General features: G+C 66.3%; 26 protein-coding genes and 1 tRNA gene. 9 read left to right on the forward strand and 18 right to left on the reverse strand.

The window, feature by feature from the left end:
- Positions 1 to 35: 35 nt before the first annotated feature.
- The 8 genes from IY716_RS07070 to IY716_RS07105 form a co-directional block, all read right to left on the reverse strand.
- Positions 36 to 458 (reverse strand): DUF3151 domain-containing protein, encoded by a 423-nt coding sequence (locus IY716_RS07070; protein WP_218220864.1) that lies wholly within the window; start codon positions 456 to 458, stop codon positions 36 to 38.
- Positions 459 to 482: 24 nt separating this feature from the next.
- Positions 483 to 1,502, reverse strand: coding sequence for a phosphonate ABC transporter, permease protein PhnE (gene phnE / locus IY716_RS07075; protein WP_369699616.1), 1,020 nt, complete (start codon positions 1,500 to 1,502; stop codon positions 483 to 485).
- On the reverse strand, positions 1,499 to 2,524 hold the full coding sequence (phnE, locus tag IY716_RS07080) for a phosphonate ABC transporter, permease protein PhnE (protein WP_218220865.1): 1,026 nt from the start codon (positions 2,522 to 2,524) through the stop codon (positions 1,499 to 1,501). Before phnE (IY716_RS07080) ends, phnE (IY716_RS07075) begins: the two co-directional genes overlap by 4 nt.
- A gap of 6 nt (positions 2,525 to 2,530) precedes the next feature.
- On the reverse strand, positions 2,531 to 3,310 hold the full coding sequence (phnC, locus tag IY716_RS07085) for a phosphonate ABC transporter ATP-binding protein (RefSeq protein ID WP_218220866.1): 780 nt from the start codon (positions 3,308 to 3,310) through the stop codon (positions 2,531 to 2,533).
- Positions 3,311 to 3,424: 114 nt separating this feature from the next.
- Positions 3,425 to 4,453, reverse strand: coding sequence for a phosphate/phosphite/phosphonate ABC transporter substrate-binding protein (gene phnD / locus IY716_RS07090; RefSeq protein WP_218220867.1), 1,029 nt, complete (start codon positions 4,451 to 4,453; stop codon positions 3,425 to 3,427).
- Positions 4,454 to 4,688: 235 nt separating this feature from the next.
- Entirely contained in the window at positions 4,689 to 5,552 is an 864-nt protein-coding gene (locus IY716_RS07095; protein ID WP_218220868.1) for an HAD family hydrolase, read from the reverse strand.
- A gap of 108 nt (positions 5,553 to 5,660) precedes the next feature.
- A complete protein-coding gene (locus IY716_RS07100; protein ID WP_218220869.1) occupies positions 5,661 to 6,089 on the reverse strand; it encodes a hypothetical protein in 429 nt (142 codons plus the stop codon).
- 272 nt (positions 6,090 to 6,361) lie between these two features.
- Entirely contained in the window at positions 6,362 to 6,937 is a 576-nt protein-coding gene (locus IY716_RS07105) for a TetR/AcrR family transcriptional regulator (RefSeq protein ID WP_218220870.1), read from the reverse strand.
- Between the two features lie 70 nt (positions 6,938 to 7,007).
- Here IY716_RS07105 and IY716_RS07110 point away from each other — a divergent pair, with 70 nt between their 5' ends.
- From IY716_RS07110 to IY716_RS07125, 4 genes are read left to right on the forward strand one after another with little or no spacing between them, the layout of a single operon-like run.
- On the forward strand, positions 7,008 to 8,315 hold the full coding sequence (locus IY716_RS07110) for an MFS transporter (RefSeq protein WP_218220871.1): 1,308 nt from the start codon (positions 7,008 to 7,010) through the stop codon (positions 8,313 to 8,315).
- Positions 8,291 to 8,563, forward strand: a complete 273-nt coding sequence (locus IY716_RS07115; protein ID WP_218220872.1) for a hypothetical protein — start codon at positions 8,291 to 8,293, stop codon at positions 8,561 to 8,563. Before IY716_RS07110 ends, IY716_RS07115 begins: the two co-directional genes overlap by 25 nt.
- A gap of 48 nt (positions 8,564 to 8,611) precedes the next feature.
- Positions 8,612 to 9,196 carry an NADPH-dependent FMN reductase gene (locus IY716_RS07120; protein WP_218220873.1) on the forward strand — a complete coding sequence of 195 codons (585 nt, stop codon included), beginning with the start codon at positions 8,612 to 8,614 and terminating at the stop codon, positions 9,194 to 9,196.
- A 17-nt stretch (positions 9,197 to 9,213) separates the two neighbouring features.
- The gene (locus IY716_RS07125) at positions 9,214 to 10,029 is read left to right on the forward strand and encodes an SDR family oxidoreductase (RefSeq protein ID WP_218220874.1); all 816 of its coding nucleotides are present in this window, start codon (positions 9,214 to 9,216) and stop codon (positions 10,027 to 10,029) included.
- Between the two features lie 410 nt (positions 10,030 to 10,439).
- Here the strand turns inward: IY716_RS07125 and fbaA are convergent, their stop codons facing one another.
- The 4 genes from fbaA to IY716_RS07145 all read right to left on the reverse strand — a co-directional run bounded on the left by fbaA (position 10,440) and on the right by IY716_RS07145 (position 15,766).
- Positions 10,440 to 11,462, reverse strand: coding sequence for a class II fructose-bisphosphate aldolase (gene fbaA, locus IY716_RS07130; RefSeq protein ID WP_218220875.1), 1,023 nt, complete (start codon positions 11,460 to 11,462; stop codon positions 10,440 to 10,442).
- A 99-nt stretch (positions 11,463 to 11,561) separates the two neighbouring features.
- The gene (locus IY716_RS07135) at positions 11,562 to 15,017 is read right to left on the reverse strand and encodes a pyruvate carboxylase (RefSeq protein WP_218220876.1); all 3,456 of its coding nucleotides are present in this window, start codon (positions 15,015 to 15,017) and stop codon (positions 11,562 to 11,564) included.
- A gap of 232 nt (positions 15,018 to 15,249) precedes the next feature.
- Positions 15,250 to 15,543: a DUF3892 domain-containing protein gene (locus IY716_RS07140; protein ID WP_369699617.1), complete on the reverse strand. Its 294-nt coding sequence runs from the start codon at positions 15,541 to 15,543 to the stop codon at positions 15,250 to 15,252.
- Positions 15,544 to 15,693: 150 nt separating this feature from the next.
- Positions 15,694 to 15,766: transfer RNA gene (locus IY716_RS07145), tRNA-Ala, on the reverse strand.
- Between the two features lie 81 nt (positions 15,767 to 15,847).
- On the opposite strand from IY716_RS07145, the gene IY716_RS07150 reads away from it, so the two are divergent.
- A complete protein-coding gene (locus IY716_RS07150; RefSeq protein WP_218220878.1) occupies positions 15,848 to 16,723 on the forward strand; it encodes a hypothetical protein in 876 nt (291 codons plus the stop codon).
- Positions 16,716 to 17,285 carry a YdeI family protein gene (locus IY716_RS07155; protein WP_369699618.1) on the forward strand — a complete coding sequence of 190 codons (570 nt, stop codon included), beginning with the start codon at positions 16,716 to 16,718 and terminating at the stop codon, positions 17,283 to 17,285. The genes IY716_RS07150 and IY716_RS07155 overlap by 8 nt, the downstream gene beginning before the upstream one ends.
- Before the next feature lie 27 nt (positions 17,286 to 17,312).
- Here IY716_RS07155 and IY716_RS07160 read toward each other — a convergent pair whose 3' ends face one another.
- Both IY716_RS07160 and IY716_RS07165 read right to left on the reverse strand, forming a co-directional pair.
- On the reverse strand, positions 17,313 to 17,960 hold the full coding sequence (locus IY716_RS07160) for an RNA methyltransferase (RefSeq protein ID WP_218220880.1): 648 nt from the start codon (positions 17,958 to 17,960) through the stop codon (positions 17,313 to 17,315).
- Between the two features lie 24 nt (positions 17,961 to 17,984).
- A complete protein-coding gene (locus IY716_RS07165) occupies positions 17,985 to 18,656 on the reverse strand; it encodes an O-methyltransferase (RefSeq protein WP_218220881.1) in 672 nt (223 codons plus the stop codon).
- Between the two features lie 78 nt (positions 18,657 to 18,734).
- On the opposite strand from IY716_RS07165, the gene IY716_RS07170 reads away from it, so the two are divergent.
- Complete coding sequence (locus tag IY716_RS07170; RefSeq protein WP_218220882.1) at positions 18,735 to 19,250, forward strand: GNAT family N-acetyltransferase; 516 nt, start codon at positions 18,735 to 18,737, stop codon at positions 19,248 to 19,250.
- On the opposite strand, the gene IY716_RS07175 is transcribed toward IY716_RS07170, so the two are convergent.
- The 4 genes from IY716_RS07175 to pyrE form a co-directional block, all read right to left on the reverse strand.
- Complete coding sequence (locus tag IY716_RS07175; RefSeq protein ID WP_218220883.1) at positions 19,251 to 20,180, reverse strand: DUF559 domain-containing protein; 930 nt, start codon at positions 20,178 to 20,180, stop codon at positions 19,251 to 19,253. It abuts the gene before it with no gap.
- 180 nt (positions 20,181 to 20,360) lie between these two features.
- Positions 20,361 to 21,614 (reverse strand): MFS transporter, encoded by a 1,254-nt coding sequence (locus tag IY716_RS07180; RefSeq protein WP_218220884.1) that lies wholly within the window; start codon positions 21,612 to 21,614, stop codon positions 20,361 to 20,363.
- Positions 21,615 to 21,633: 19 nt separating this feature from the next.
- A complete protein-coding gene (locus tag IY716_RS07185) occupies positions 21,634 to 23,088 on the reverse strand; it encodes an FAD-dependent oxidoreductase (protein ID WP_218220885.1) in 1,455 nt (484 codons plus the stop codon).
- Between the two features lie 122 nt (positions 23,089 to 23,210).
- Positions 23,211 to 23,807 (reverse strand): orotate phosphoribosyltransferase, encoded by a 597-nt coding sequence (pyrE, locus tag IY716_RS07190; RefSeq protein ID WP_218220886.1) that lies wholly within the window; start codon positions 23,805 to 23,807, stop codon positions 23,211 to 23,213.
- 117 nt (positions 23,808 to 23,924) lie between these two features.
- On the opposite strand from pyrE, the gene nadE reads away from it, so the two are divergent.
- Both nadE and IY716_RS07200 read left to right on the forward strand, forming a co-directional pair.
- Complete coding sequence (nadE, locus tag IY716_RS07195) at positions 23,925 to 24,752, forward strand: ammonia-dependent NAD(+) synthetase (protein WP_218220887.1); 828 nt, start codon at positions 23,925 to 23,927, stop codon at positions 24,750 to 24,752.
- Positions 24,753 to 24,838: 86 nt separating this feature from the next.
- A complete protein-coding gene (locus IY716_RS07200; protein ID WP_218220888.1) occupies positions 24,839 to 25,642 on the forward strand; it encodes an exodeoxyribonuclease III in 804 nt (267 codons plus the stop codon).
- Positions 25,643 to 25,665: the final 23 nt, after the last annotated feature.

Here is a 25,665-nt window from a genome sequence, read left to right on the forward strand (position 1 = left end):
AAGGTCTGCGCAGGCCACAGCCCGCCAGTCCGCGTTCAGCGCAGGCGGCTGATCGCTTCAGGAGCCGAAGGATCACAATCCCGCAAAAGCTGGGAGATGCGCTCGACCTCGGCAGTCTCTCCGATCGCGGCGGCAGCCTGCCCCAGCGCGCCGAGCGCGCGCAGGAACCCGCGGTTGGGTTCATGACTCCACGGGACGGGACCAGCCCCGCGCCAGCCCGAGCCACGCAGCGCGTCGAGGCCACGGTGATACCCCACGCGGGCGTATGCGTAGCCTTCCACGGTGTATCCCTGGTCCAGCGCATCCTCGGCGAGCAGCGCCCAGACCAGTGAAGATTCTGGGTGCTTGGCCGCCAGGTCAACGGGCTCTTCGCCGGCGACCAGCGATTCAGAGACTTCGGGTTCAGCCGGAAGCAGTGTGGGCTCCGGTTCCATCAAGTTGTGACCGACGATGCTCATTCGTCCATCCTACTGCTCGAGAAGCTAGAGACCCGCAGCCGCCCGGTTCTCCTGAGGAGCCGGATCAGTCTCGACCCGCGGATCATTCTCAGGGCTCGGGCCGGCGTCGTCGTCGTCCTCCTGCGGCTCCCCACCGTCACTGCGGAGGTCGCCACCGTGGATGACGCGGTGCCGGATGAATGCGGAGATCTGGTCCACGAGCATGGTCACCACGATGATGACCACCAGGACGATGCCGATCCGGTCCCATTCGCGTGCACCAAAGACGGTGGAGAGCAGCGCGCCGATGCCGCCCGCGCCCAGGACGCCGAGGATGGCCGAGGCACGGATGTTGACCTCGAAGCGGTAGAGCCAGATGGCGATGACCTCCGGCATGACCTGGGGCATCACGGCCCACCGGATCATCTGCATCTGGTTGCTGCCCGAGGCCCGGGAGGACTCCAGCGGACCGCCGTCCACGGCTTCGATGGCCTCGGAGATGAGCTTCGACAGCGTGCCGATGGAGCTGACGCCCAGCGCCATGGCGCCGGCGAGAGCTCCACCGCCACCGCTGCCGAAACCGAAGAGCGGCAGCATGATGGCGATGGCGAAGATGATCTCCGGCACCGCACGGATGACCGAGAGCACGAAACGCACCACGATGTACACCGGCAGCGGGGACATGTTGCGGGCCGCCAGGAAGCCCAGCGGCAGGGAGAACAGCGCTCCGACCATGGTGCCGACCCAGGCAATGGCCACAGACTCGAACATCGCGTCGAAGGACTGTGTCCAGTACCCGGCCACCGTCGCATCCGGGGCCTGGAAGACGCCCGCAGCCATGAGCTGGCCGTACTGGATGATGCTTGCCGGAAGGTTCAGCAGGGCGCCGAAGTCCATGCCCGCACCGGAGACGGCGGCGATGAAGATGATGCCCACGGCCAGCATGCCGAGGTTGTAGCGAAGCTTGGACGGGCGCACCGGACGTCGGTCCAGCGCGTCTTCAGCGAAGCGGGGTTTCGTCTGCGAGGTGCTCCCCGGTCCGGCGTTGAGGTTGGGGGTACTCACAGCAGCTTCCTCCGGATGTACATGGAGAACATGTCGACCAGCAGCACCACCACGATCAGGGCTATCAGGATGGCGGCGACGTTCTCGAACTGGAAACGATTCAGCTGCAGCATCATGGCGGAGCCGATGCCGCCGACGCCGACGATTCCCAGTGCGGCCGATGCGCGGATGTTCAGCTCAAAGACGTAGAGGCCGTAGGAGACGAAGCCAGGGAGGACCTGCGGGAGGATCGCGAGCCGGTTGCGCTGGGTGAGGGTGGCGCCAGAGGCGTCGGCGGCCTCCACCGGACCCGGGTTCACGGCGTCGATGGTCTCGCTCGTCAGCTTGGCCACGATCCCGATGTTGAACATCAGAAGCGCCAGGATGCCTGCCATGGGACCCAGCCCGTGAGCGGTTCCGCCGATGAAAGCGACGAACAGCAGCGCCCAGCCGACGTCGGGGATGGAGCGGATGACCGAGTTCACAGCCTTGATCGTCTGCGAGGTGCCCTTATTAGGACTAGAGACCGGGGAGGCATACATGGCCAGGACGAGTCCGATGGCGCAGCCGACCAGCGTGGCCACCACCGCCATCGAGATCGTGATCAGCCACTGGTCCCGGACGGTCCAGATGTAGCTCCAGTTCGGATCCAGGAACGCCATGAGCCGAGGTTCCACATTGGACCAGCGCTCGGGGATCTCGAGCAGCGTGAAGCCGACGGTGGCGCCAGCCCAGTAACTCATCATGATGAAGGCGAGCGCTCCGAAGGCCGCCATCGTGCCGATCCTGGCCTTGAAGCACACCGCGAGCGCCACCAGCATCACGACGAGCCCGATGACCGGGTTCAAGGGGGCCCACAGCGTCACGAAGCCCAGCGGGATCAGCAGAACATCCCCGGACTCCTGGATGACCCAGAAGACGATGAACGCGAGGACGGCGAGACCCGCGAGACCCAGGTAGACCAGGCCGCTGGGCCGCGGGGGTTCGGGACGGACCGTCGCCGCCTGCGGTGCGGCACGGCGTTCCGCGGTGGAGGTGGTCACCACGCGCTACTCCTGCGTCGCTTCAGCGGTCACGATGTCCTCGGCGGTCAGCGAGCGCTGGTAGACCTGTTCGATGACCTCATCCGTGGCTTCTTCCACGGGTCCGTCGAAGACCACCTCACCGGCGCGCATTCCGATCACGCGATCGGCGTAGCTGCGGGCAAGGTCCAGATGGTGCATGTTCACGATGGTGGTGATACCCAGCTCCTGCTGAATGCGGCGCAGGTCGCGCATGACCTTGTGCGCAGTGGGTGGATCCAGCGAGGCGACCGGCTCATCGGCGAGGATCACCTCGGGGTCCTGAGCCAGCACACGGGCGATGGCTACGCGCTGCTGCTGGCCACCGGAGAGCGAGGCGGCACGCATATAGGCCTTGTCGACGATTCCGACCCGTTCCAAGGACTGGAAGGCGAGCTCCTTGTCCTCGGCGCGGTACCAGCCCAGCAGCGAGCGCCAGGTGGGGGTGTCCGCGGATCGTCCGACGAGCACGTTGTTCAGCACGGAGACCCGGGTGACCAGGTTGAAAGACTGGAAGATCATCCCCACGCGGGACCGGAGGCGGCGCAGCTTCGCCTTGCTGCGCGGATCGACGACGACGTCGCCCACGGTCAGTGTGCCCGAGGTGAAGGGCACCAGCCCGTTGACGGTCCGGATCAGGGTGGACTTGCCTGCTCCGGAGAGCCCGACGATGGCCACGAACTCGCCCTTGTTGATCTGCAGATTGACGTTGCTCAACCCCTTGAAACCATTGGGGTAGACGACGTCGATGTTCTCGAAAGTGATCATGGTCTGTGTCCTAGCCGGGTCCGGGTGCGCAGCTCACGCCACAAGCGTAAGAGCTGCGCACCCGGGCTGCCGACTGAAGGAGGACTGTTTCCTCTCAGAAGGGGTTGCTAGAGGTCACTCATCGCCGAAGTCGTTGTAGACCTGGCGTGCGCCGTCGAGCGCCTCCTGATCGGCTTCGACCATGCCCTCGATCTCGTAGACCTCGTCGAGTGCTGCGAGACCGTCCTCGTCCTCGGCGACAGCGAGCCAGGCATCGGTGAGGACCTGCTGCTCTTCTTCGGTGAACTCGTCCGAAACGACGATGCCGTCGTTCGGAATCGGTCCAGCCCAGGCGAAGACCACGACCTCTTCGCCCACATCGGGGTTCTCTGCAACGACGTTCTCGCGAGCGTCGTCGAACGAAGTGCCGATCGTGGCACTGCCGTTGTAGACGTTGATCACCGAGTTGTCGTGGCTGCCGGCGAACTGCTCATCGATGTCACCCTCACCCGGGGCGAAGCCGAGCAGTTCGTTGAGCTGGGTGGCCGGGTAGTAGTAACCCGAGGCGGAGCCCTGGTCCACATAGGAGACGGTGGTGCCCTCTTCGATCTGCTCCAGCGCCTCGGTGCCGACGGCGCCAGGCTCGGCCTCGTCGGTGCCGTTGCAGAAGAGCATGGTGTTGCCCTCGTCATCGGGCACGTCCACCGGCTCGTCCATGCAATAGGTGTCCGGGTCATTGGTGAACCACTGGGTCACGTAGACATCGGAGCCATAGCGGATGGACTGGGTGATCGGCACGGCGCCGGCCTGCTCCTCGGCCTGAATCATGCCCACGGGCCCGGACATGACGACCTGTGCGTCACCGGTCTGCATGGCGGTGATGGCGCCGAGGTAGTCCTGGGTCTCCTCGGCGCGGACCGGGAATCCGTCGAGTGCATCGCTGAGGGCGTCGGCCAGCGGCTCCGCGCTCTCCACGATGTTGTCGACGTCATTGGAGGGGACGAGCGCAATCACGATCTCGTCGACGCTGGAGATCGCTGCCTCGGAGTCGTTGGTCTCCTCGGCATCGCCGCCGCCGGTCTCTCCCTCATCTGCGACACAGCCGGAGAGGGCGAGCGTCAGCACGCCCGCCAGGGCGAACGTGGACTTGGTCTTCATACGCATATGGAGTTTCCTCTTCATCAAGATGCAAGGGCGACACCGGTCCGGCTCACCGTAGAACTCTCAGTGCTGCGGTACTCGGTGAGTCACGCCCCAGGTCAGCGCAGTGATGACGCTGACGTCGGGCGATTCTGGATTCACTCTAAGGGCCGCCTCAGGCCCCCTCCAACCTGTGAGAGGGCTGTTCGACAACCCGTCACACACTGTTAACACGCGGTTATCAGCGTTGTGACGAAGGTTACACCCTTGCCGCGCTATTGGACCAGGTCAGGATCGCTTGGGCGGCGCCGCCGAAGCCTTCCACGCGGTGATCCGGCTCCCCCAGCCCCGTGTCGAAGCGATCGATCAGGACCGTGCTGCCTCCGATGGCGGCGACGTGTTCGAGGTCGTTGCGCCAGATGTCCCCCACCGAGAGGATCTGGTGTGGGTGGATCGGCTGCCCGGATGCGTCCGCCGTCGCGACTCCCGCAGCCCTGCTCCCCGCAGCGGTGGTTCCCGCAGCCCGTGCGCGCTTCAACGCCTCCGGCATGCCGAAGGGCTTGCGCGCATCATTGATGACCAGATCGAAGGCCTGGCTCAGCCCGAGCGCCTCCAGCCAGGGTGCGAAGACCTCGGCCGGCGAGTTCGTCACCAGCACGACGACGGCGTGCTCGCGAACCTCCGCCACCAGCTGCCTGGCCCCGGAAGAAGCGTGGACATCGGTCTTCTCGAGCCCATGCGCCAGCAGATCCCGCCGTGCCGCACGGAAGCACTCCCCGGACTCGGCGTCGGTGAGCCCGGCCTGCCGGGCCAACAGCTGGACGAGCTGGTAGCCGTCCTGCAGCGGCCAGGAGACCGGGTGGGCCTTGGCATCGTCGTGGGTGGGCTCATTGCCGACGGTGAGCGGAGCCCCCGCGGCGTCGTACTGGATCTCCGGGGCAAGCAGGGTGTTTGCCGCGAAGGCGCGGGTCGCGATCTCACGGACTGTCCTGCCCGCGAAGTGTCCTGCCAGATTCCGGGCTCGCAGCTGGGCGTCCACCCGGTCGGCGTAGAAGAGCACCGGGTCGTCCCCCAGACAGAGCGTGCCGTCGAAATCGAGCAGGAGCAGCTTCTCGCGGGTCATGAGGATCGCTTTCTCGCGGGGGTCAGCGGTCAGGCAGCGGGTGGGCAATCCGCCAGCGGGGCGGGGCGGCCATCGATCGGCCGGCCGGTGCAGCCGAGCGGGTCGGCTCTACTTGCGGCTGGACTTCTTCGACTTCTTCGACGTGCCGAGGTCAACCAGCGCGATGGCGATGGCGGCGAGCCAGGCGTCCTTGGCGATCGGCGTGCCGTCCTGCGTGGGGCGGACGCCGTCGCTCTGGGTCATGGCGTCGTTGCGGAAGTACATGCTCAGCATGCCGCTGGCGAAGGTGCCCAGGGCCACGCCGGCCACTCGGTTGCTCACGAAGGGTGTCAGCAGTGCGGTGCCGAGGGTGATCTCACCCCATGCCAGGGCCTTGCCGAACTGCTCCGGGGAAAGCTGCTTGACGGCAGGAACGCCGGTGGCGGCCATTCCCTGCATGCCGGCGGCGGACTCGGCATCGAGCTTCAGCTTGCCGATGCCGGCGTTGAGGATGAAGGCACCGGGCACGGCGCGCAGGGCGATTGAGGTCAGGTTCATGAGGTTCTCCGAGCTGTGGTGACGTCCGGCCGTCCGAGAGATCGGCCGAGGAAGACGATTTCCCAAGGCTCAACCCTACCGAGAGCAGCTCCATTCCCCGGGGAGCAGGCTGCTGGGGGGGGGTATGTGGTCGAGCCCCCGCCCCTCCTGGAAAAAATCGTAGAACTCTAGCGAATCGTAGAGCTATAGCTCTACGAAATGCGGATAGCTCTACGATTTTTTAAGGGGGTGACACTCCTCCGGACTGCATCCGGAACAGCACCCGGGGCAGCTCACCAGGCGGCGATGAGCTGCTGCGCCGTCTTTCGAGCCTGACTGACAGGATTTGCCGGTGCGCCACGCAGCAGGCTGGAGAGCACGCCGTTATAGAGGAGCAGGAACATCGATGCGCCCGCGTCAGGGTCAGGGAATCCTGTTTCCACCGTGAACTGACGCAGTCGCCGGGCCACCAGTTCCGTGTCCTGCTGGATGAGTTCGAAGACCGGGTCCTCGCTGTCCGGCTCGGGGGCTGGGCGCTCGGAAGCTGTCGCCAGGAAGCAGCACCACTGAGTCGCCCCCGCGGAGGCCCGGAAGGTCTCGATCGCATCGAAGATCGAGAGCAGCCGCGCCTGGGGCGAGTTGGCCGCCGTGATGGCTGCGTCCCAGTGTGCGGTCCAGTCGGTGAGCCTGCGGTCGAGGACCTCGCGGAGCAGGTTGTCCTTGGATCCGAAGTGCTTATAGAGCGTCACGATGGAGACGCCCGCGCCGGCCGCAACCCGGTCCACGCCGGTGATGCTGATGCCCTCGTGGAAGAAGAGATTCTCTGCAGCGTCGAGCACCCTGTCTCTGGTGCGTTGTGGATCTGGCATGAAACTAGTATAACGTTCGTTACAGTGAAACGTTCGTTATACCCCAGACGCCATCTTTCGGAGGCCGCGCATGCTCGACACCCCAGGAACCCAGGCCTCCCCCATCGGCGCGGCCAGGACGACCCCGGCCATAGACAGCGCGAGCCCACCCGCAGGCAGCTCGGGGTTGGGAATCGCGGTGGCGAGCATGCTCTTGATCGCCGTGACGTACGGCATGGCACGCTTCGGAGTCGGGCTCTTCGCCCCGAGGCTGGCTGCCGAGCGTCCCGAACTGATCGAGGTCCTCGGCTGGGCGGCCGCAGCCCAGTTCATCGCCTACTCGGTGGCGGCCGTGATCGCCGGACGATTGGCGGATCGACGCCCGCGAACGGTCCTGGTCCTCGCAGGGGCCACCGCGACCCTCGGGTCACTCGGAGTCGCCGTGGCCTCGGAGCCGGTCTTCTTCATCGCCTCTGTGGTCATCGCAGGGATGGGCGGGGGGTTCGCCTCACCAGCCCTGGTGCCGGTGATCGACGCAATGGTCGCTGTCCGCGCGAGATCAACCGCTCAATCGATGGTGAACACCGGCACCGGCGTGGGTGTGATCGGGGCAGGTCTGATTGCGTTTCTCGCGCCGTCAGTGGGAACCGCATGGGTGGTGATGGCGAGTCTGGCGGGAGCCGCCGCCGCGTCGGTGCTGCTTCCGCTGCGCGGGCGTGCTGAACTGAGCCCTCGACGCCGGGGACACGCCGCGTCGTCGACGACGACGAAATCCTGGAGTGCCGGCTCCGGGGCGGGCGTGAGCCTGACCCCCTCCCTCGAGGTCAGAGCCCACGCGTGGCGGAAGATGCTGCTCCCGGGCGGCGCCGCCGTCGTCGTCGGGTCAGGGTCTGCGCTGCTATGGACCTTCGGACCGCTGCTGGTCACGGACTCGGGCGTGGTCGCCGCGAATCAGGTCGGCTGGCTCTGGATCGTCCTGGGGGCGGGAGGACTTTTGGGCACACTCACCGGGGCGCTCGTGAACCGGGTCGGTGAACCTGTCGGGTGGAGCATCACGGCTGTTGTGCTGGCGGCGGCGAACGCGGTCCTGGCGTGGGCGCTGCTCGGGGAACACCCCGCTCTCGCCTATGCCAGCATGGCGATCTTCGGCGCGGGGTACATGGCGCTGACGGGGGTGTTGATTCTCTGGGCACGGCGCCTCTGGCCGGATCACGCGGGGGCTGGAACCTCTGTACTGTTCATCGCCGTGGCGACGGGGCAAGCGGCGGGCGCGGCCGGGTTCGGGATGCTGCAGGGCAGCTGGAGCCCGACGGCGATGGCCGTGCTGGCAGCAAGCCTCTGCCTGGCCGGCGGCGCGATGGCTACGATCGGGGGATGGAATTCTCGCGCAAGGAGCTGATCAGTTGGGTGGTCGCGATCGCTCTGACCGTAGGCGGCATCGTCACGCTGATCGCGGCTATGCAGCAGCAGACCAGGTTCGGGTGGTTCGCATACGCGCCACTGTCAGAAAGCACGTATGCACCCGATCCCTCTACTACATTCACGACGCTGGGTGTACTCGGCATAGTGCTGTTGGGACTGGGACTGCTCGCGGTGGGATTCCTCTCTGGGATGAGATTCGCCCGGCGTCGCCGCGCCACGGGCTGAACGCTCACGGCTCCACTGACGCACTCTGAACTCCGGTAACCTCGCGGCATGAGTGGACTCGTGCTTCCCGTGATCTCCTGCAGCCTCGATCCGGAGAGCAGAAGCCGAACCCTTGCCACTCAGGCCGCAGAACTGCTGGAGTCAGCCGGACACCAGGCGCCCATCCTCGACCTGCGCGAGCACGCTCTTCCAGCCTTCGACAACTCGAGCGTCTTCGAGACCGGTCCCTTCGACCGTCTGCATCGCACGATCGCAGAATCTGACGGCATCATTCTTGCCACGCCGATCTACAACTGGGCGCCTTCCGCAGCCACCAAGAGCCTGATCGAAGCGACCGGGGCCACCGGCGAAGAGGGGACGAGCGCTGCGTGGTTCGACAAGGTGGTCACGTTCATCTGCGCGGCGGGCCTGCCGCAGTCCTACATGGCCACGGGCCAGTTGGCCTCGTCATTGATGCTTGACTTCAAGTGCGTGATCAATCCCTACATGGGCTATTTCAGCGACCGAGATTGGGACGACGACAGCGGACTGATCCCCGATCGGCAGTCGCGGCTCGAGAAGACCGTCGCGGTTCACACGGAACTCGCCGCGCTGCTTGCACACCGCAGCTATAGCTCCCGCTGGGAGGTCTGATGTGGTCCAATAAGCCCATGGAGCAGCCCCGCACCTCCGACCTCTCCCGCGACCCTCTTCCGCTGCAGGGCCGCAACGTGCTGGTCACCGGAGTGAGCAGGCGCGCGGGAATCGGCTACGCCACGGCATGTCGGATGGCCGCCTACGGCGCCAGCGTCGTCTGCCACCACTACTCCCCTCATGACCGGGAACAGCCCTGGGGTGAGGACGACCTCTCCCTGGTGCTCGACGGTGTCCGGGGTCACCTGGTCGGAGACGCTCGGCTCGTCGAGGTCCATGCTGACCTGGCCGATCCTGATGGCGCGGAGCACGTGATGACCGCAGCGATCGCTGAGTTGGGCTCGGTCGACGCACTGGTCTGCAATCAGGCGCTCAACGGTCGGGACGGAGCGCTGGGGGAGCTCACTGCGGCAAAGCTCGACGAGCATTGGGCGGTGAACACCCGGGCCTCGATCCTCCTGGCGCAGGCGTTCCTCTGCCAGCACTCCGGCGAAGTCCCGGGGTCGATCGTCTTCCTGACCTCGGGGCAGGGACTGGGACCGATGCCGGGCGAGGTGGCCTACGCGGCATCCAAGGCCGCTCTCGCGGGCATCACCGCGACGCTCTCCGAGCAGCTGATAAGCCATGGCATCCGGGTCAACACGGTGAACCCCGGTCCGGTAGACACCGGCTACCTCGGACCCGAGGCGTGGAAGCAGATGTCACACCTGTTCCCGGTGGGCCGCTTCGGTGAGCCCGACGATCCAGCGCGGCTGATCGCATGGCTGTGCACCGAGGAGGCCGCATGGATCACCGGACAGATCATCAACACGGAGGGCGGATTCCGCCGATGAGTGAGTCGAGGAGCGTGAAGACCGGGCGACGGCGGCGTCGACGCCGCATTCACTGGTTGTTGTTCATTTTGGGTTGCGCGGTGGTGTTCGGGGCCACGATCGGCACAACGGACAACTCCCCCATCGCGGGGTCCTGGATCGAGACAACCGCCCTCGTGCTGGGCGCCGTCCTTGCGTCGGCTGGTGCAGCATTGTTGCTCGCGGTGCGACAGAAGCGCTCCCTCTGAAAAAATCGTAGAGCTACCGTCGTGTCGTAGTGCTCTAGCGATACGACAAGCTAGAGCCCTACGATTTTTTCCGGGGGAGGCGGGGGCCGGACCGCCCCCTCCGACGACGACGGCGGCCGCACCCCTCGCGAGAAAGGGTGCGGCCGCCGTCGTCGGTCAGCTCTTAGAACTGAGCCAAGGGACTTACTTGATGGACTTGCCCGCGGAGCCGAGGCGCTGGGAGGCCTCGACGATGCGGGCCGCCATGGACTCTTCGGCCTTGGCGCCCCAGACGCGCGGGTCGTAGGTCTTCTTGTTGCCGACCTCGCCGTCGATCTTCAGCACGCCGTCGTAGTTGGCGAGCATGTGCCCGGCCACCGGGCGGGTGAAGGCGTACTGGGTGTCGGTGTCGATGTTCATCTTGATCACGCCGTAGGAGACGGCGTCGGAGATCTCCTGCTCGGAGGAGCCGGAGCCGCCGTGGAAGACCAGGTCGAAGGGGGCATCCTTGCCGTACTTCGCACCGGCCTCGTCCTGGATGGCCTTGAGGATCTCCGGGCGCAGCTTCACACCGCCGGGCTTGTAGACGCCGTGGACGTTGCCGAAGGTCAGCGCGGTCATGTAGCGGCCGTGCTCACCCAGGCCGAGGGCCTCAATGGTGGCGGTGGCGTCCTCGATGGTGGTGTAGAGCTTGTCATTGATCGCGTTCTCCACGCCGTCCTCTTCACCGCCGACGGTGCCGATCTCGACCTCGAGGATCTGCTTGGCAGCAGCGCTGCGGGGCAGCAGCTCGGCGGCGATGCGCAGGTTCTCCTCGAGGGTCTCCGCGGAGCCGTCCCACATGTGGGAGTTGAAGATCGGGTCGCGCCCGGCCTTGACCTCGGCCTCGGAGGCGGCGAGCAGCGGCAGCACGAAGCCGTCGAGCTTGTCCTTGGGGCAGTGATCGGTGTGCAGAGCGATGTTCACGCCGTAGCTCTTAGCGGTCTGCTTGGCGAAGGCGGCGAAGCCCAGGGAGCCGACCACCATGTCCTTGACGCTGGCGCCTGACCAGTACGCGGCACCGCCGGTGGAGACCTGGATGATGCCGTCAGACTCGGCTTCGGCGAAACCGCGGATCGCGGCGTTCAGGGTCTGTGAGCTGGTGACGTTGACCGCGGGGTAGGCGTATCCGCCAGCCTTCGCTGAATCGATCATCTGGTTGTACTTGTCCGGGGTTGCAATAGCCACGTGTGAGCTCCTTTTTGCGTTGAGTCAAAGACGGCAGCGTCTTCGGTGCACTGCCGCCATCCTATCGGTGATGGGTTTCGGTGACAGGGGGCGAAGGCTTCACTCTGCCGGTTCGACGACGAGGAGCAGGTCTCCGCCGTCCACCTGTTGCACGCCGGTGAGCACCACCCGGGAGACAGTGCCGCCTACCGGGGCCGTGATCCCGGCCTCCATCTTCATCGCCTCGATGGTGGCCACGTTCTGTCCGGCTTCTACGGTGTCACCTTCCTCCACGGTGAGTGAGACCGCTCCCGCGAAAGGCGCAGCCACATGACCCTTATTCGAGCTGTCGGCCTTCTCCGCGACAGCAACGGAGGCTTCCACGGAGTCATCGCGGGCACCGACCTGACGCGCCTGGCCATTGAGTGTGCACATGACGGTCCTGACACCCTTCGGGTCAGGTTCTGAGACGGTCTGCAGGGTGACGAGCAGCCGCACGCCTTTACCCAGGGAGATGACGTGCTCGTAGCCGGTGCGCAGACCGTAGAGGAAGTCCCGGGTATGCAGCACCTGGACGTCGCCGTACTTGTCGCGGGCGGCCTCGAAGTCCTTGGTCGGGCCGGGGAAGAGCAGCCTGTTCAGTGTGCGGCGCCGCTCGGCGGGATCCTCGGAGGCCAGCGCAGCGGAGTCCTCTGCGGAAAGCTCCTCCGCGATGGGTTTGACCGTCCGACCTTCCAGCACCTTGGACCGGAACGGCTCGGGCCAGCCACCTGGCGGATCCCCGAGCTGTCCGGCCAGGAACTGGATCACCGAGTCCGGCAGATCGAAGCTCTGCGGGTTCGCCTCAAATTCCCTGGGGTCCACATCCATGCCCACCAGCTGCAGGGCGAGGTCACCGACCACCTTCGACGACGGCGTGACCTTCACCAGCCGGCCCAGCATGGTGTCGGCCGCGTGGTACATGTCCTCGATCGCTTCGAACCGCTCCCCCAGACCCAGTGCGATGGCCTGCTGACGCAGGTTCGAGAGCTGACCCCCCGGGATCTCATGCCGGTACACCCGGCCAGTCGGGCTCGGCAACCCGGACTCGAATGGCGTGTAGATCGAGCGCACGGCCTCCCAGTACGGCTCCATGGAGGCCACAGCCTCCAGGCCCAGTCCGGTATCACGCTCGGTGTGCTCCAGCGCTGCCACCAGGGCAGAGGCCGGCGGCTGGGAGGTGGTCGCTGCCATGGAAGCCACGGCGACGTCGACGGCGTCCACTCCCGCCTCGGCGGCGGCCAGCAGGGTGGCCAGCTGTCCGCCGGCGGTGTCGTGGGTGTGCAGATGCACCGGGAGATCGAAGCGCTCGCGCAGAGCAGTGACCAGGGTCTTCGCCGCGGCGGGGCGCAGGAGTCCGGCCATGTCCTTGATCGCGAGGATGTGCGCGCCGGCGTCGACCATCTGCTGGGCCAGGCCCAGATAGTAGTCCAGGGTGTAGAGATCCTCGGAGGGGTTGTTGAGGTCCCCGGTGTAGCAGAGGGCGGCCTCGGCCACGGCTGTGCCGGTCTTGCGCACCGCCTCGATGGCCGGGACGATCTGATTGACGTCATTGAGCGCGTCGAAGATCCGGAAGATGTCCACGCCGGTGGCGGCGGCCTCGGCCACGAAGGCGTCGGTGACCTCGAGCGGGTACGGGGTGTAGCCCACCGTGTTGCGACCGCGCAGCAGCATCTGGATCGGGATGTTCGGCAGCTCGGCGCGCAGCAGACGCAGCCGATCCCACGGGTCTTCGGAGAGGAACCGCAGCGCGACGTCGTAGGTGGCGCCGCCCCAGGCCTCCACCGAGAGAAGGCCGGGGGTCACATGCGCGACGGCGGGCGCAGCCGCGAGCAGGTCGCGGGTGCGTACGCGGGTGGCGAGGAGTGACTGGTGGGCGTCCCGGAAGGTGGTGTCGGTGACAGCCAGCGCTGTCTGTTCGCGGAGCTTGCGGGCGAAACCCTCCGGGCCCTCGGCTTGGAGCACCTGTCGCCAGCCGTCGGGCTTGGGGTGATCCGAGGGGCCGTCGAAGGGGCTTCGGTCCGGCTCGTCGCGCTTGTCCCCGGGGAAGTGCGGAAGCTTGTCCCGCGGGTCGATGCCCTCGACGCGCGGGCCGTGCGGCTGGTTCACCGTGATGTCCGCGAGGTACTGCAGGGCCTTGGAACCGCGGTCCAGGGAGCGGTTGATCTTGGCCAGCTCGGGGTGGGCGTCGATGAAGTCGGTGGCCACGTCCCCGGCGAGGAACTCCTTGGAGTCCAGCACGTTGAGCAGGAACGGGATGTTGGTGGCGACCCCGCGGATGCGGAACTCGGAGAGCGCGCGGCGGGCCCTGGCGATGGCGGTCTGGTGGTTGCGGCCGCGTGCGGTGAGCTTGACCAGCATGGAATCGAAGTGCGGGCTGATCTCAGCCCCGGTGTAGACGGTGCCGCCGTCGAGCCGGATCCCGGAGCCGCCGGCGGAGCGGTAAACCGTGACCGTGCCGATGTCCGGCCGGAACTCGTTGGCCGGGTCCTCGGTGGTGATGCGGCACTGCATGGCGGAACCGCGGACGCGCAGGTCTTCTTGTCGAATGTCGAGGTCTTCGAGGGTCTCGCCTGCGGCGATGCGCATCTGCGCGGAGACCAGGTCGATGTCCGTGATCTCTTCGGTGACGGTGTGTTCCACCTGGATGCGAGGGTTCATCTCGATGAACACGTGCTGCCCAGCGCGCTCCCCGACGGTGTCCACGAGGAACTCGACCGTGCCGGCGTTCCGGTAGTTCATGGCTTTGGCGAAGGCGACCGCGTCCCGGTGCAGCGCCTGGCGGATGTCCTCGTCCAGGTGCGGGGCCGGAGCGATCTCGACGACCTTCTGGTAGCGGCGCTGCAGGGAGCAGTCGCGTTCGAAGAGGTGAACCACGTTGCCTTCGCCGTCGGCGAGGATCTGGACCTCGATGTGGCGAGGCCGCAGAACGGCCTGCTCTAGGAAGACGGTGGGGTTGCCGAATGCGGTCTCGGCCTCATGCATAGCCGAACGCAGGGATTCGGCGAGGTCCTCGCGCTTATCCACCCGGCGCATCCCGCGGCCTCCGCCGCCGGCGACTGCCTTGACGAAGATGGGGAAGCCGATCTCCTCGGCAGCTGTGGTGAGTTCCTCGGTGTCCTTGGACGGTTCGGAGCTCTGCAGGACGGGCACGCCTGCCTTCTTCGCGGCGCGCAGGGCCTTGACCTTGTCCCCGGTGGATTCCAGGACGTCGGCGGGCGGGCCGATGAAGGTGATGCCGGCGGCTTCTGCGGCGCGGGCGAGATCCGGGTTCTCGGAGAGGAAGCCGTAGCCGGGGTAGATGGCATCCACGCCGGCGTCCTTGGCGACGCGGATGATCTCCTCTATGTCCAGGTAGGCGCGGACGGCGTGGCCCTCTTCGCCGATCCGGTAGGCCTCGTCGGCTTTCTGGCGGTGGAAGGAGTTCCGGTCTTCATGCGGGTACACGGCGACGGTGCGGGCGCCGAGTTCGACGCCGGCGCGGAACGCGCGGATCGCGATCTCCCCGCGGTTGGCGACCAAGATCTTCGAGAACATAACTGCGGTCTCCCTCAACTCATGGCGCCGCCACCTCATTGTGGCGGCGTTGGGGCGATCCTACCGGGTGCAGGGTTTGGGGAGGAGGGGTGCGCCATGGGCATTCGCCTCGTCAGGGAAGCGGCAGTTTCATCGAGGTTCTGCGGAATGCGGCGAAATACCTGGTTCGAGACCGGCGATGAATCGCAGTGGCTGGAAGAACCTCATAGATCAAAAGAGGTACCGGAAGATGCTAGAACTCGGGAAGTTGGAGCAGATTGTTCGTCCACTCCTGGTCCGCACGGGTCCGAAGAAATGGCTGACCATGGTCTGGCCGTACAACGGCAACTCTGGCCCTGAGGCTCCCGGTCTGCACGTAGGCGGTTCCGCGCTTGTTCTCGATCCAGTCGACCATGATGAGCCTGTTGCTCGATCCAGAAACTCCGTCATCGGGGTTGCGCCATTGGTAGGCCACGATCTCCGACTCCGTCTTCGCCGTCGCACCGTACCGAACATGTGTGATCTCTACTGCCACGTATCGCTCCACCTCGCGCGAGTGGCCAGATTGGTCACTACATCAGAGACATATTCACACGAAACCGTACAAATTTGAAGAGTGTGGGGAATCTTCGTTGAGCGACTTGTTGTGAGGGGCAACGCGGTGCACGTGTACCCACTCCGGCACGGGCCTTGTGAGTGGAGCTAAGGGGAGTCGAACCCCTGACCTCGTCGATGCGAACGACGCGCTCTACCAGCTGAGCTATAGCCCCGTACTTTGCCGTGTGCCACGCGATCCGGAACTTTCCCGCGAACCGGACGCGCGACGTCGACCTGTACAGGATAATGGATAGGTGACTTCTTCTGCAGAGACTGCCGTCTTCAACCCCACCCCGCCCTTCGGACTCCTGCTCGACGTGGACGGGCCCATCGCCTCTCCGGTGACCCGGAGCGTCGCCATCGAGTCCATCGCACGGGATCTGACCATGATGGCCAATCAGGGCATCCCGATCATCTTCAACACCGGGCGCTCCGATGACTTCATCGCCAAGCAGGTGGTCCCTCCCATGCGCGCGGCGGGGCTGCTCCCGGACACTCCGGTCTTCACGGTGAGCGAGAAGGGGGCCGTCTGGGCGGAGGTGACTCCGGAAGGGCTCGGCGAGATCCATGTCGACGATGAGCTCAAACTCCCCACGGAGTTGTTCGACGACGTTCGTGACCTAGTGGCGGAGCGCTTCAGCGAGCACATGTTCTTCGATGAGACCAAAAGAGCCATGGTCTCCGTGGAGCAGTCCACCGAGGTGGAGAACGAGGACTACCTGGAGGCCCAGAAAGACTTCGACGCCGCAATCCCTGATCTGCTCAAGAAGCACGAGCTGGAGCATGTGCGCATCGACCCCACCATCATCTCCACCGATGTGGAGCACGAAGGGCTGGGCAAGGACCTCGGTGCCCGCCGCAGTCTGAGCCTCCTTGAGGCACGCGGCATCACCGCCGAGACCTGGTTCACCATGGGTGACTCGCGCAGCGACTACGCCATGGCCACCTGGCTGCACGAGCGCGGACTCCCGGTCAGTCACGTGGATGTGCGTCCCAAGGACGGCATCCCGGAGACCGAGTATGAGGTGCTCACATCCTCCACCGGCGCCATCCACGATGAGGCCGGCGCCGAGTTCCTCGCGCGCTGGGCCGCCGACCCTGCACGAACCCGGGCGGGCCGCCGTGACTGAGCACCGCGAGCTGATCCTGCCCGACGCCGCTGCCTGGCGCGCCTGGCTGGATCAGCACGAGGACAGCTCGGACGGGGTCTGGCTGGTGATGGCGAAGAAGGGCGTCACCGCGCCGACCTCGCTGGGCTACGCAGACGCGCTGCAGGAGGCACTCTGCAGCGGGTGGATCGACGGGCAGCGGAAATCCCGCGATGAGAGCACCTTCCTGCAGCGGTTCACCCCGCGGCGGAAGACCTCGATCTGGTCACAGCGCAACTTCGGCTACGTGGAGGCGTTGATTGCTTCGGGGCGTATGCGGGAGCGAGGTTTCGACGAGATCGGACGCGCTCAGGCCGACGGACGGTGGGATCGCGCCTATGCCGGTCAGGCCGGGGCCGAGGTCCCGCCGGATCTGGCAGCGGCACTGGAGAACTCCCCCACCGCGAAAGCGATCTTCGAGGCGCTGAGCAGCCAGAGCAGGTATCACGTGCTGCATCAGCTGATGATCGCGGCCAACCCGGCGATCCGGGCCCGGAGGATCGAGCGGTTCATGGAGAGGCTGGACCGTGGAGAGACGCCCTAGCTTCAGTCCACATGTCGCAGCGCGGGCTCAGCCGTTGAAGCGGTGCTGTCTGATCCAGGCGTGCATGGCGATCCCTGCAGCGGTGCCGGCATTGATGGACCGGGTGGAGCCGAACTGCGCGATGGAGAGCGTGTCCTGTGCGGCCTCCCGAATCTCCTCGCTGAGTCCGGGGCCTTCCTGTCCGAACACCAGCACGCACCGCTGGGGCAGCTCATAGGTCTCAATGGGTCTGGAGTCCGGAAACAGGTCGACGCCGAGCACCGGCAGCCCCTCCGATTCCGCCCAGGCAACGAAGTCCTCCACTGTTGGGTGGTGGCGCACGTGCTGGTAGCGATCGGTGACCATGGCGCCGCGGCGGTTCCAGCGTCGGCGTCCGATGATGTGCACCTCTTTTGCCATGAACGCATTGGCCGTGCGGACCACGGTGCCGATGTTGAAGTCGTGCTGCCAGTTCTCGATCGCCACGTGAAAGTCATGACGACGTGAATCGAGGTCCGCGACGATCGCCTCGTGAGACCAGTACCGGTACTCGTCGGTGACGTTGCGGCGATCCCCCTCGCGCAGGAGCTCCGGGTCATAGTGCTCACCGTCGGGCCAGGGCCCCTCCCACGGGCCCACACCGATCTCGCGTTCGGTGGGCTGCGCTGCGCCGTCGGCTTGCCCCTGCTGCTCCATGGTTTCGAGGCTATCCCACCGGCGTCAGTTCACCCGCGCGAGAAGGAACCCGTCCCAGCCCTTGAGCCCCACCGTCTGCAGCGCGGTGGCGCTGAGCCGATCATCGGCCTCGATCTGCTCCATCAGGGTACGGATGCCCTGAATATCCGGATCGGTGCTGTCTTGATCGACCACCGCACCGCCGCGCACCACGTTGTCGATCACGATGACGGTGCCGGGATGCGACAGCGCCAGCGATGCCTCGAGATAGTGCGGATTGTTCGCCTTGTCCGCGTCGATGAACACCAGGTCGAAGGGTTCTATCTGTTCCGCGATCAAGGACTGCGCAGATTCCAGTGCGGGACCCACCCGCACCTGGACGCGTTCCGCCACGCCGGCAGCCGTGAAGTTCCGCCGGGCCACCTGGGCCGCCGCCGGATCGATGTCCAAGGTGACCACTGCGCCGTCGTCGTCCATGGCTCGCGCCATCCAGATGCTCGAATACCCCGCCAGGGTGCCGAACTCCAGCACCCGCTTGGCCCCGGAGATCTGCACGAGGAGTGCCAGGAAGGCACCCATATTGGCGGTGACATCGATTCCCGGGGTCGCGGTCTCTGCGGAGCTGCGCCGAGTTTCTGCGAGCGCCTCGTCCTCCGGCACCAGGTGTTCGATGAGGTAGTCGTCTACAACAGTCCATTCTTTTTCCATTTCACCCATGTCAGCACCCTAGGCCCGCGAGCGCGCCGCCGGGAATGGTTCGCCGATCCGGAGCCGCGGCGGGATTATGCTCCAGATATGGCTGACACTTCGCTCACTATTCGACCCGCCGAGCCCCGTGACCTCGCGCAGGTCGTGATGATCCAGACTCACTATGCCCACCACACGGTGATCACCTTCAGTGAGGAGCCGATGGGAGTCTCCGAGTGGGCCGCCGAGCTGGAGGAGAAGCGGGCCGCTGGCCACCCCTTCCTGGTCGCTGTGGAGGCGGGCGTCGTGCTGGGGTTCGCCTACGCCGGTCACTGGCGGCGCAAATCTGCATACCGCCACACCGTGGAGGACACGGTGTATCTGCGTCCGGGAGCTCAGGGACGTGGGATCGGACGCGCCCTGCTCAGCGAGCTGCTGACCCGTTGCGAGGAGGCCGGGCACCGCCAGGTCATCGCGGTGCTTTCTGAGGATGAGTCCACCCGCGCCTCCTATGCGCTGCACGAGCGGCTGGGCTTCACCGAGGTGGGCCGGCTGGCCGACGTCGGGGTCAAGCGCGGACGGACGCTGAGCACGATCCTGATGCAACGCTCCCTGGGTGGGTGATCACCTGTGGCCGAGCGCCGCACGGACCTGGCCCACCGCCCGCTGAAATCCTTCTCGGGAGTCATCCTGGTTGAAGCGCAGCACCCGCCAGCCCCCCGCCAGGAAGACGTTGTCGCGACGCTGATCAGCGCGCTGCTGGTTCGGCCTGAAGTGAGTCTCCCCGTCATATTGAATGGCGATCTTCAGCGCCGGGTAGCCCAGATCGGCGCGCGGCGACCAACGGAACCCCGGCTGGACAGGGACCTGCAGCTCCGGTTCCGGCAACCCCGCGCGGATCAGCGCGAGTCGAAGAAGCGTCTCCTGCACCGAATCTGCGCCGACCCGGATCCATGGCAATGCGGTGAGGCAGCGTCGTCGTCCTGGTTTTCCGGGGCTTGCCTCAAGAAGATTTCGGAGCTCGATGACGGTGGCGTGAGGCTCAACGCGCCCCTCGAAGCGCGGGTAGGGATGCCGCACCAGCTGGTCGCCGATGATGATCAGGTCGCGGACGCTGCAGTCTCGCGCCAGGTCCAGCCAGGTGCGCGCGGGGGTGGTGATCTGCTGGCCATCGCGCTCCATCACATCCTGCGGCCGGATCGACACGCGGTGGCCGTGGACCCCGTTGCGACGAGCCCAGGAGGTTGTCGGAGCAGGATACGAAAGATGCACGGTCGGATCCTCGCCCAACCGAGGAGGCAGCCAGACCCCATGCAGCTGAGCCGCGGTGGCGTGCGAAGCCCAGGCATCGGGCCATTCCTGGAGGAGTGCCGCGACCTTGGGCTCGAGCTTCTGCTCCGGAGAGCGTTCCTGTGCAAGCGACATCAGCATGTAGACGCCAGACCCGAGCGCCACGACGTCGCGGCGCCGCAACCTGGACCGGGTCACGCCTGCGCGCGCTGCCATACCTGAGGTGAAGGCCCGACCCGTGAGCTCCCGCGGCAGCGTGTCCATGCACTCAGTCTGCCCAGCTCTCATGCTCAGATCTCAGTTATGCACAACCTCACATCTAATGAGCAATTCGTGCAGCTTTTTCCCAGGATATGACGAGAAGTTCGCCCGAATTGCTCAACAGATGATGGCCCCCGCCGGGAGGGAGGACGCAGACGCAGGAGGCAGGATCAGGCGGGGCCGTCACCCCTGAGCGGCCTCCGCAGGGATGCTGGCCGCGATCGCACCGATCCCCAGCACGGCCAGTCCGGCCAACACTCCGAACATGGCCTCGTAGCTGCCCAACCAGTCGGCGAGGATCGCACCCAGGAAAGGAGCGATCGCCACTGAGAGCATCATGGGTCCGTTAAGCACCCCGGAGAGCCGCCCATATTCCCGCGTCCCCCACCGATCGGTGACGGCGGTGGCCTGCAGAAGCGTCACGATCCCGCGGGCGACACCGGCCGCCAGCGAGATCGCGATCAGCAGCGTCGCCGCCGTGATGTCCCAGGCCAGTGCACCCGTGGTGATCGCCAGCAGCGCGTAGACGAACACGCTGCGTTGCCGCACGGTGGTGCCCCGATCCAGCCGCGCGTAGAAGAAGCGACCGATGACCTGCCCCACTCCGCCGAGACCCAGCACCCAGGCGGCTAGCAGTGGAGAAACCCCGCGCTCCACGAGCATCGGCACCAGATTGACCAGTCCTGCGTACATCGCTACGGCACCGAGCGCCACACCGATGACCAGCAGCACGTAGGGACGGCTGCGCATGATCGTGGGGGCATAGTCCGCACTCGAGGCGTAGTCCGTGAGGGGCGCGCCGGTTCCGGAAGCCTTCGGAGGCGCGGTCTTTGGCCCGACATCGGATGTCTCCACCTCGACGGGCTCCGACGGCCATGGCCTGCGCAGCACGACCGCATGCACCGGGACCACCAACGCACCGAGCACGGCCGCCAGCACCACATAGGCCTCCCGCCAGCTGAGATGCCCGGCCAGCACCTCGGTGACGGGCGCGAACACGGTGCTCGCCAGCCCTCCGGCGAGCGTGACCATGGTCAGCGCGAAGATGCGTCGCGAGCCATACCACCTGGTCAACGCCGCGAAGGCAGGCGGGTAGAGCGTGCCGGACATCGCGACGCCGATCCCCAGCCAGCCCAGCAGAAACACCCAGTACGACGACGCCGTGGCCACTGCCAGCAGCCCCAGGACCGCGAGCGCAGCACCTGCCGTCATGATCAGCCTCGGCCCACGCCGATCCAGTACCCGCCCCAGCGGGATCCCCAGCACGCCGGAGACCACCAGTGCGCCAGAGAAGGCGGCGGTCAGTGCCGTGGCCGACCACCCGGTGTCTTCGGCGATGCGAGGCTGAAGCACCGGGAACGCGTAGAAGAGCACACCCCAGGACGTGATCTGGGTCAGGCAGAGACCAGTGAGGACCGCCCGCTTGGTGGGATGCACTCGTACAGTGTTGCTGAGCTCAGCCGTGGCGTCCGTGCAGCACGCCGGTGGAGACACCGGCCCTGGTCCCATCGGAGGCTCTTCCGACTGCCGCCAGCTCTGGTGCGCCACAGGACTGCGCTTCTCCAGTCGCCGGCGCGGGCGCGCCGCAGGACTGCGGCTCCGCCGGGTCCGGCGCGCTCACTCCGGAGCAGACCCCGGTCTCGGGCAGGTTCAGGTTCTGCGCTGACGCGTCGGCGCCGGCGAGGTGGGCCGCGATGGAGCGGACCTGCTCATAGCCGGTGGCCAGCAGGAAGGTGGGCGCCCGGCCATAGGACTTCATGCCTGCCAGGAAGAATCCCTCCTCCGGGTGCGCCAGCACATCAGCGCCATGGGCCTCCACCGTGCCGCAGGAGTGAAACTCCGGATCGATGAGGGAGGCGAGCCGTCGCGGAGATTCCACGGCGGGGTCCAGCTCCAGACGCAGCTCGCGCAGCAACTCCAGCTGCGGGCGGAAGCCTGTGGCGGCGGCGAGGTACTCCACCGTGATCCGGCGACCATCCGCAAAGTCGACCTCCAGCACCGAGGGGGCCGCGGCGTCGTCGTCCGGGGCCTGAGCCTGCGACTCGGTGACGGCGAGTGCGTGGATCTCGGCGCCGGTGAGCAGCGTGATCTCGCCTTCCTCGACGAGCCGGCGAAGCCGCTGTCCCAGTGCGCCGCGAGCAGGAAGCTGATCAGCGTCACCGCCGCCGTAGACGCGCTCGGCGGAGTCCCCACGGATGGCCCAGGTGATGGTGGTGGCGTGGTCCTGGCGCTTGAGCGCGGCGAGGTTGAGCAGCGTGTTGATCGCGCTGTGTCCAGAACCGACGACCAGTGTGTGGCGTCCGGCGAGTCGCTGCGCCTCCGCGCCGAGGACGTCCGGCAGCGAACCGAGCAGCCGCTCGCTCACCGCGGGGTCCTCCTCGCCCAGAGCGGGAAGTCCGGCGGCACCGAGCGGGTTCGGGCTGCCCCAGGTCCCGGAGGCGTCGATCACCGCACGGGCATGCAGCTCGGTCACCGCCGAGGCGTGGGCCACGCGCAGGACGAAAGGCTGGCCGGCGCGCGCCTGGACATGGGTCTTGTCCCGCCCGCCGCGACTGATGGCGAGAACTCGGTGATCCGTGCGGATACGTCCGGCAAGCTCCGGGAGCGCTGCGAGCGGTTCGAGGTAGTCCTGCACCAGCTCGGCACCCGTGGGCAGAGCCGTGGGACGCGGTGGCTCCCAGCCTGTGGACTCCAGCATCGCGGCGGATGCTGCATCGATGTTGTACCGCCACGGGGAGAAGAGCTTGATGTGCCCCCATTCCCGGACCGACGCGCCCACCTGGGACTCGGCCTCCAGAATCAGCGGCTCGAGGCCTTGATCCAGCAGATGTGCGGCTGCGGCGAGGCCGATCGGACCTGCCCCGATGACGACGACGGGCAGTTCTTCGGTGCTTGTGGACTTGGCTTCCATCACGGCTCCATCTGGGCGATCAGTTCACTCGATACGCATCGCATCGATGAATATCGATCTTCTTCGATGCACTGAGACTAGCCCGGTGTATCGATGAACGTCAATGCATGCCGAGAGGCAGCTCAGTCCAGGCCGAGGTCGTTCTTCGAGTACGCAAAGAGGTACGGCACCCCGGCGGTGGCCTCGATATGCTCCTTCGCGCCGGTGTCGCGGTCCACGATCACGGCCACGGCCTGGACCAGCCCTCCGGCGGCGCGCACGGCGTCCACCGCCGTCAGCGCTGACCCACCGGTGGTGGAGGTGTCTTCGAGCACCACGACCTTCTGACCCTCGACGCTCGGACCTTCGACCTGGCGGCCCATGCCATGGGACTTCTGCGCCTTGCGCACCACGAAGGTGTCTGCGGCCTCCCCCTGCTGCGCGGCGGCGTGCATCACGGCGGTTCCTACGGGGTCCGCCCCCATGGTCAGACCGCCGGCGGCGACGTAATCGATACCTGCCTCCGCGAGCAGATGCCGCATGACCCGCCCCACCAGCGGAGCAGCCTCGTGCTGGAGCGTGATGCGGCGAAGATCGATGTAGTAGTCGGCTTCCTTGCCCGAGGAGAGCGTGACCTTGCCGCGGACGACGGCGAGCTCACTGATGAGCTCCTGCAGTCGACGGCGGTCAGCGGCCGGATCGGAGGCGGGCTGCGGGGTGCTGGCGGCAGTCTCAGTCATGGTCTCTATCCTATGGCTCTGCAGGGCTCGTCGACCGGCCCCGTGCGGCGAACGCGTCGAGCCAACACACAGACATCAGTGACGTGGTCGAAACCTCGCCCTGAGTAGACTCGCCTCATGCGTGAGCTACAGAGTGTCATCGTCGAAGAAATGGGCGTGAAGCCTGAGATCGATCCCGCCGAGGAGGTCGCCCGCCGGGTGGACTTCCTGGTGGACTACGCGAAGTCCGTGGGGGTGAACGGTTTCGTGCTGGGCATCTCCGGCGGAGTGGACTCCTCCCTGGCCGGTCGGCTCTGCCAGCTCGCCGCGGAGAAGCTCCGCTCGCAGGGCCATGACGCCCATTTCCACGCGCTGCGCCTGCCCCACGGCGTCCAGCACGACGCCGACGACGCTGCGGCCGCGCTGGAGTTCATCTCTCCGGACCGGACCGATTCGTTCAACATCGAGAAGGCCGTCAACGGCGTGGATAGCGCGTTCGATGACACCTTCGGCCGGGCCCTGCAGGACTACCACCGCGGCAATGTGAAGGCGCGTCTGCGCATGACAGTGCAGTACGCCGTGGGCGGCGAGCATGGACTGCTCGTGGTCGGCACCGATCACGGGGCGGAATCCACCACGGGCTTCTTCACCAAATACGGGGACGGCGGCGCCGATATCCTGCCATTGTTCACCCTGAACAAGCGTCAGGTCCGTCAGCTGCTGAAGCACCTCGGCGCCTCGGAGACCCTCTGGTCCAAGGCCCCCACCGCAGATCTGCTCGATGACACCCCCGGTCAGCTCGACGAGACCGAACTGGGGATCAGCTATGACCACATCGATGACTACCTCGAAGGTCGCGAGATCCCGGTCAGCGAAGCCGCTGTCCTCGAGAAGCATTTCCTGCGCACCCGACACAAGCGCACGGTGCCGGTGACGATCCAGGACGACTGGTGGCGCGAAGGCTGAGCCCACCACCCCGCTCCCCGGGGCTCCGCTCCCGAGGTCTCGCTCCCGACGCTCGGCGCCGAGGAGCGCGCTGGTAGTTTGAAGCCATGCGGATTGCGACATGGAATGTGAACTCAATGCGGGCCCGGGCCGATCGGGTCGAGGCCTGGCTGGACCGCTCCGACGTGGACGTCCTGGCGATCCAGGAGACCAAGTGCAAGGACGAGAACTTCCCCTGGGAGCTCTTCGAGGCCAACGGCTATGACGTCGCGCATTTCGGACTGAGCCAGTGGAACGGCGTGGCCATCGCCTCCCGCGTCGGCATGAAGGACGTGGAGCGCACCTTCGCAGACCAGCCAGTCTTCGGCAAGGGCGGCAAGGATCCCATCCAGGAGGCCCGCGCCATCGCCGCAACCTGCGGGGGCGTGCGCATCTGGAGCCTGTACGTCCCCAATGGCCGCTCGCTCGAAGACGAGCACATGCAGTACAAGCTCAACTGGTTGGACCAGCTCAAGGACAATGCCCAGGGCTGGCTCGCCGAGGACCCACAGGCCCAGATCGCACTCATGGGCGACTTCAACATCGCCCCGCACGATGAGGATGTCTGGGACATCGACTTCTTCCGCGACCAGGGCCTCACCCACGTCTCCGCCCCCGAGCGTCAGGCCTTCCAGGGCTTCCTGGACAGCGGGTACACCGAGGTCGTGCGGCCCCACACACCCGGCCCCGGGGTCTACACCTACTGGGACTACACCAAGCTGCGCTTCCCGAAGAAGGAAGGGATGCGGATCGACTTCGTGTTGGGTTCCCCCGCGCTGACCGAACGCGTGAGCTCCGCCTCCATCGACCGCGAAGAGCGCAAGGGCAAGGGCGCCTCGGACCACGCTCCGGTGATCGTGGAGCTGAGCTGACCCCTTCTCCAACGGTGGTGAGC

The organism is Nesterenkonia sp. Act20, from assembly GCF_019173455.1.
Lineage (GTDB): Bacteria > Actinomycetota > Actinomycetes > Actinomycetales > Micrococcaceae > Nesterenkonia.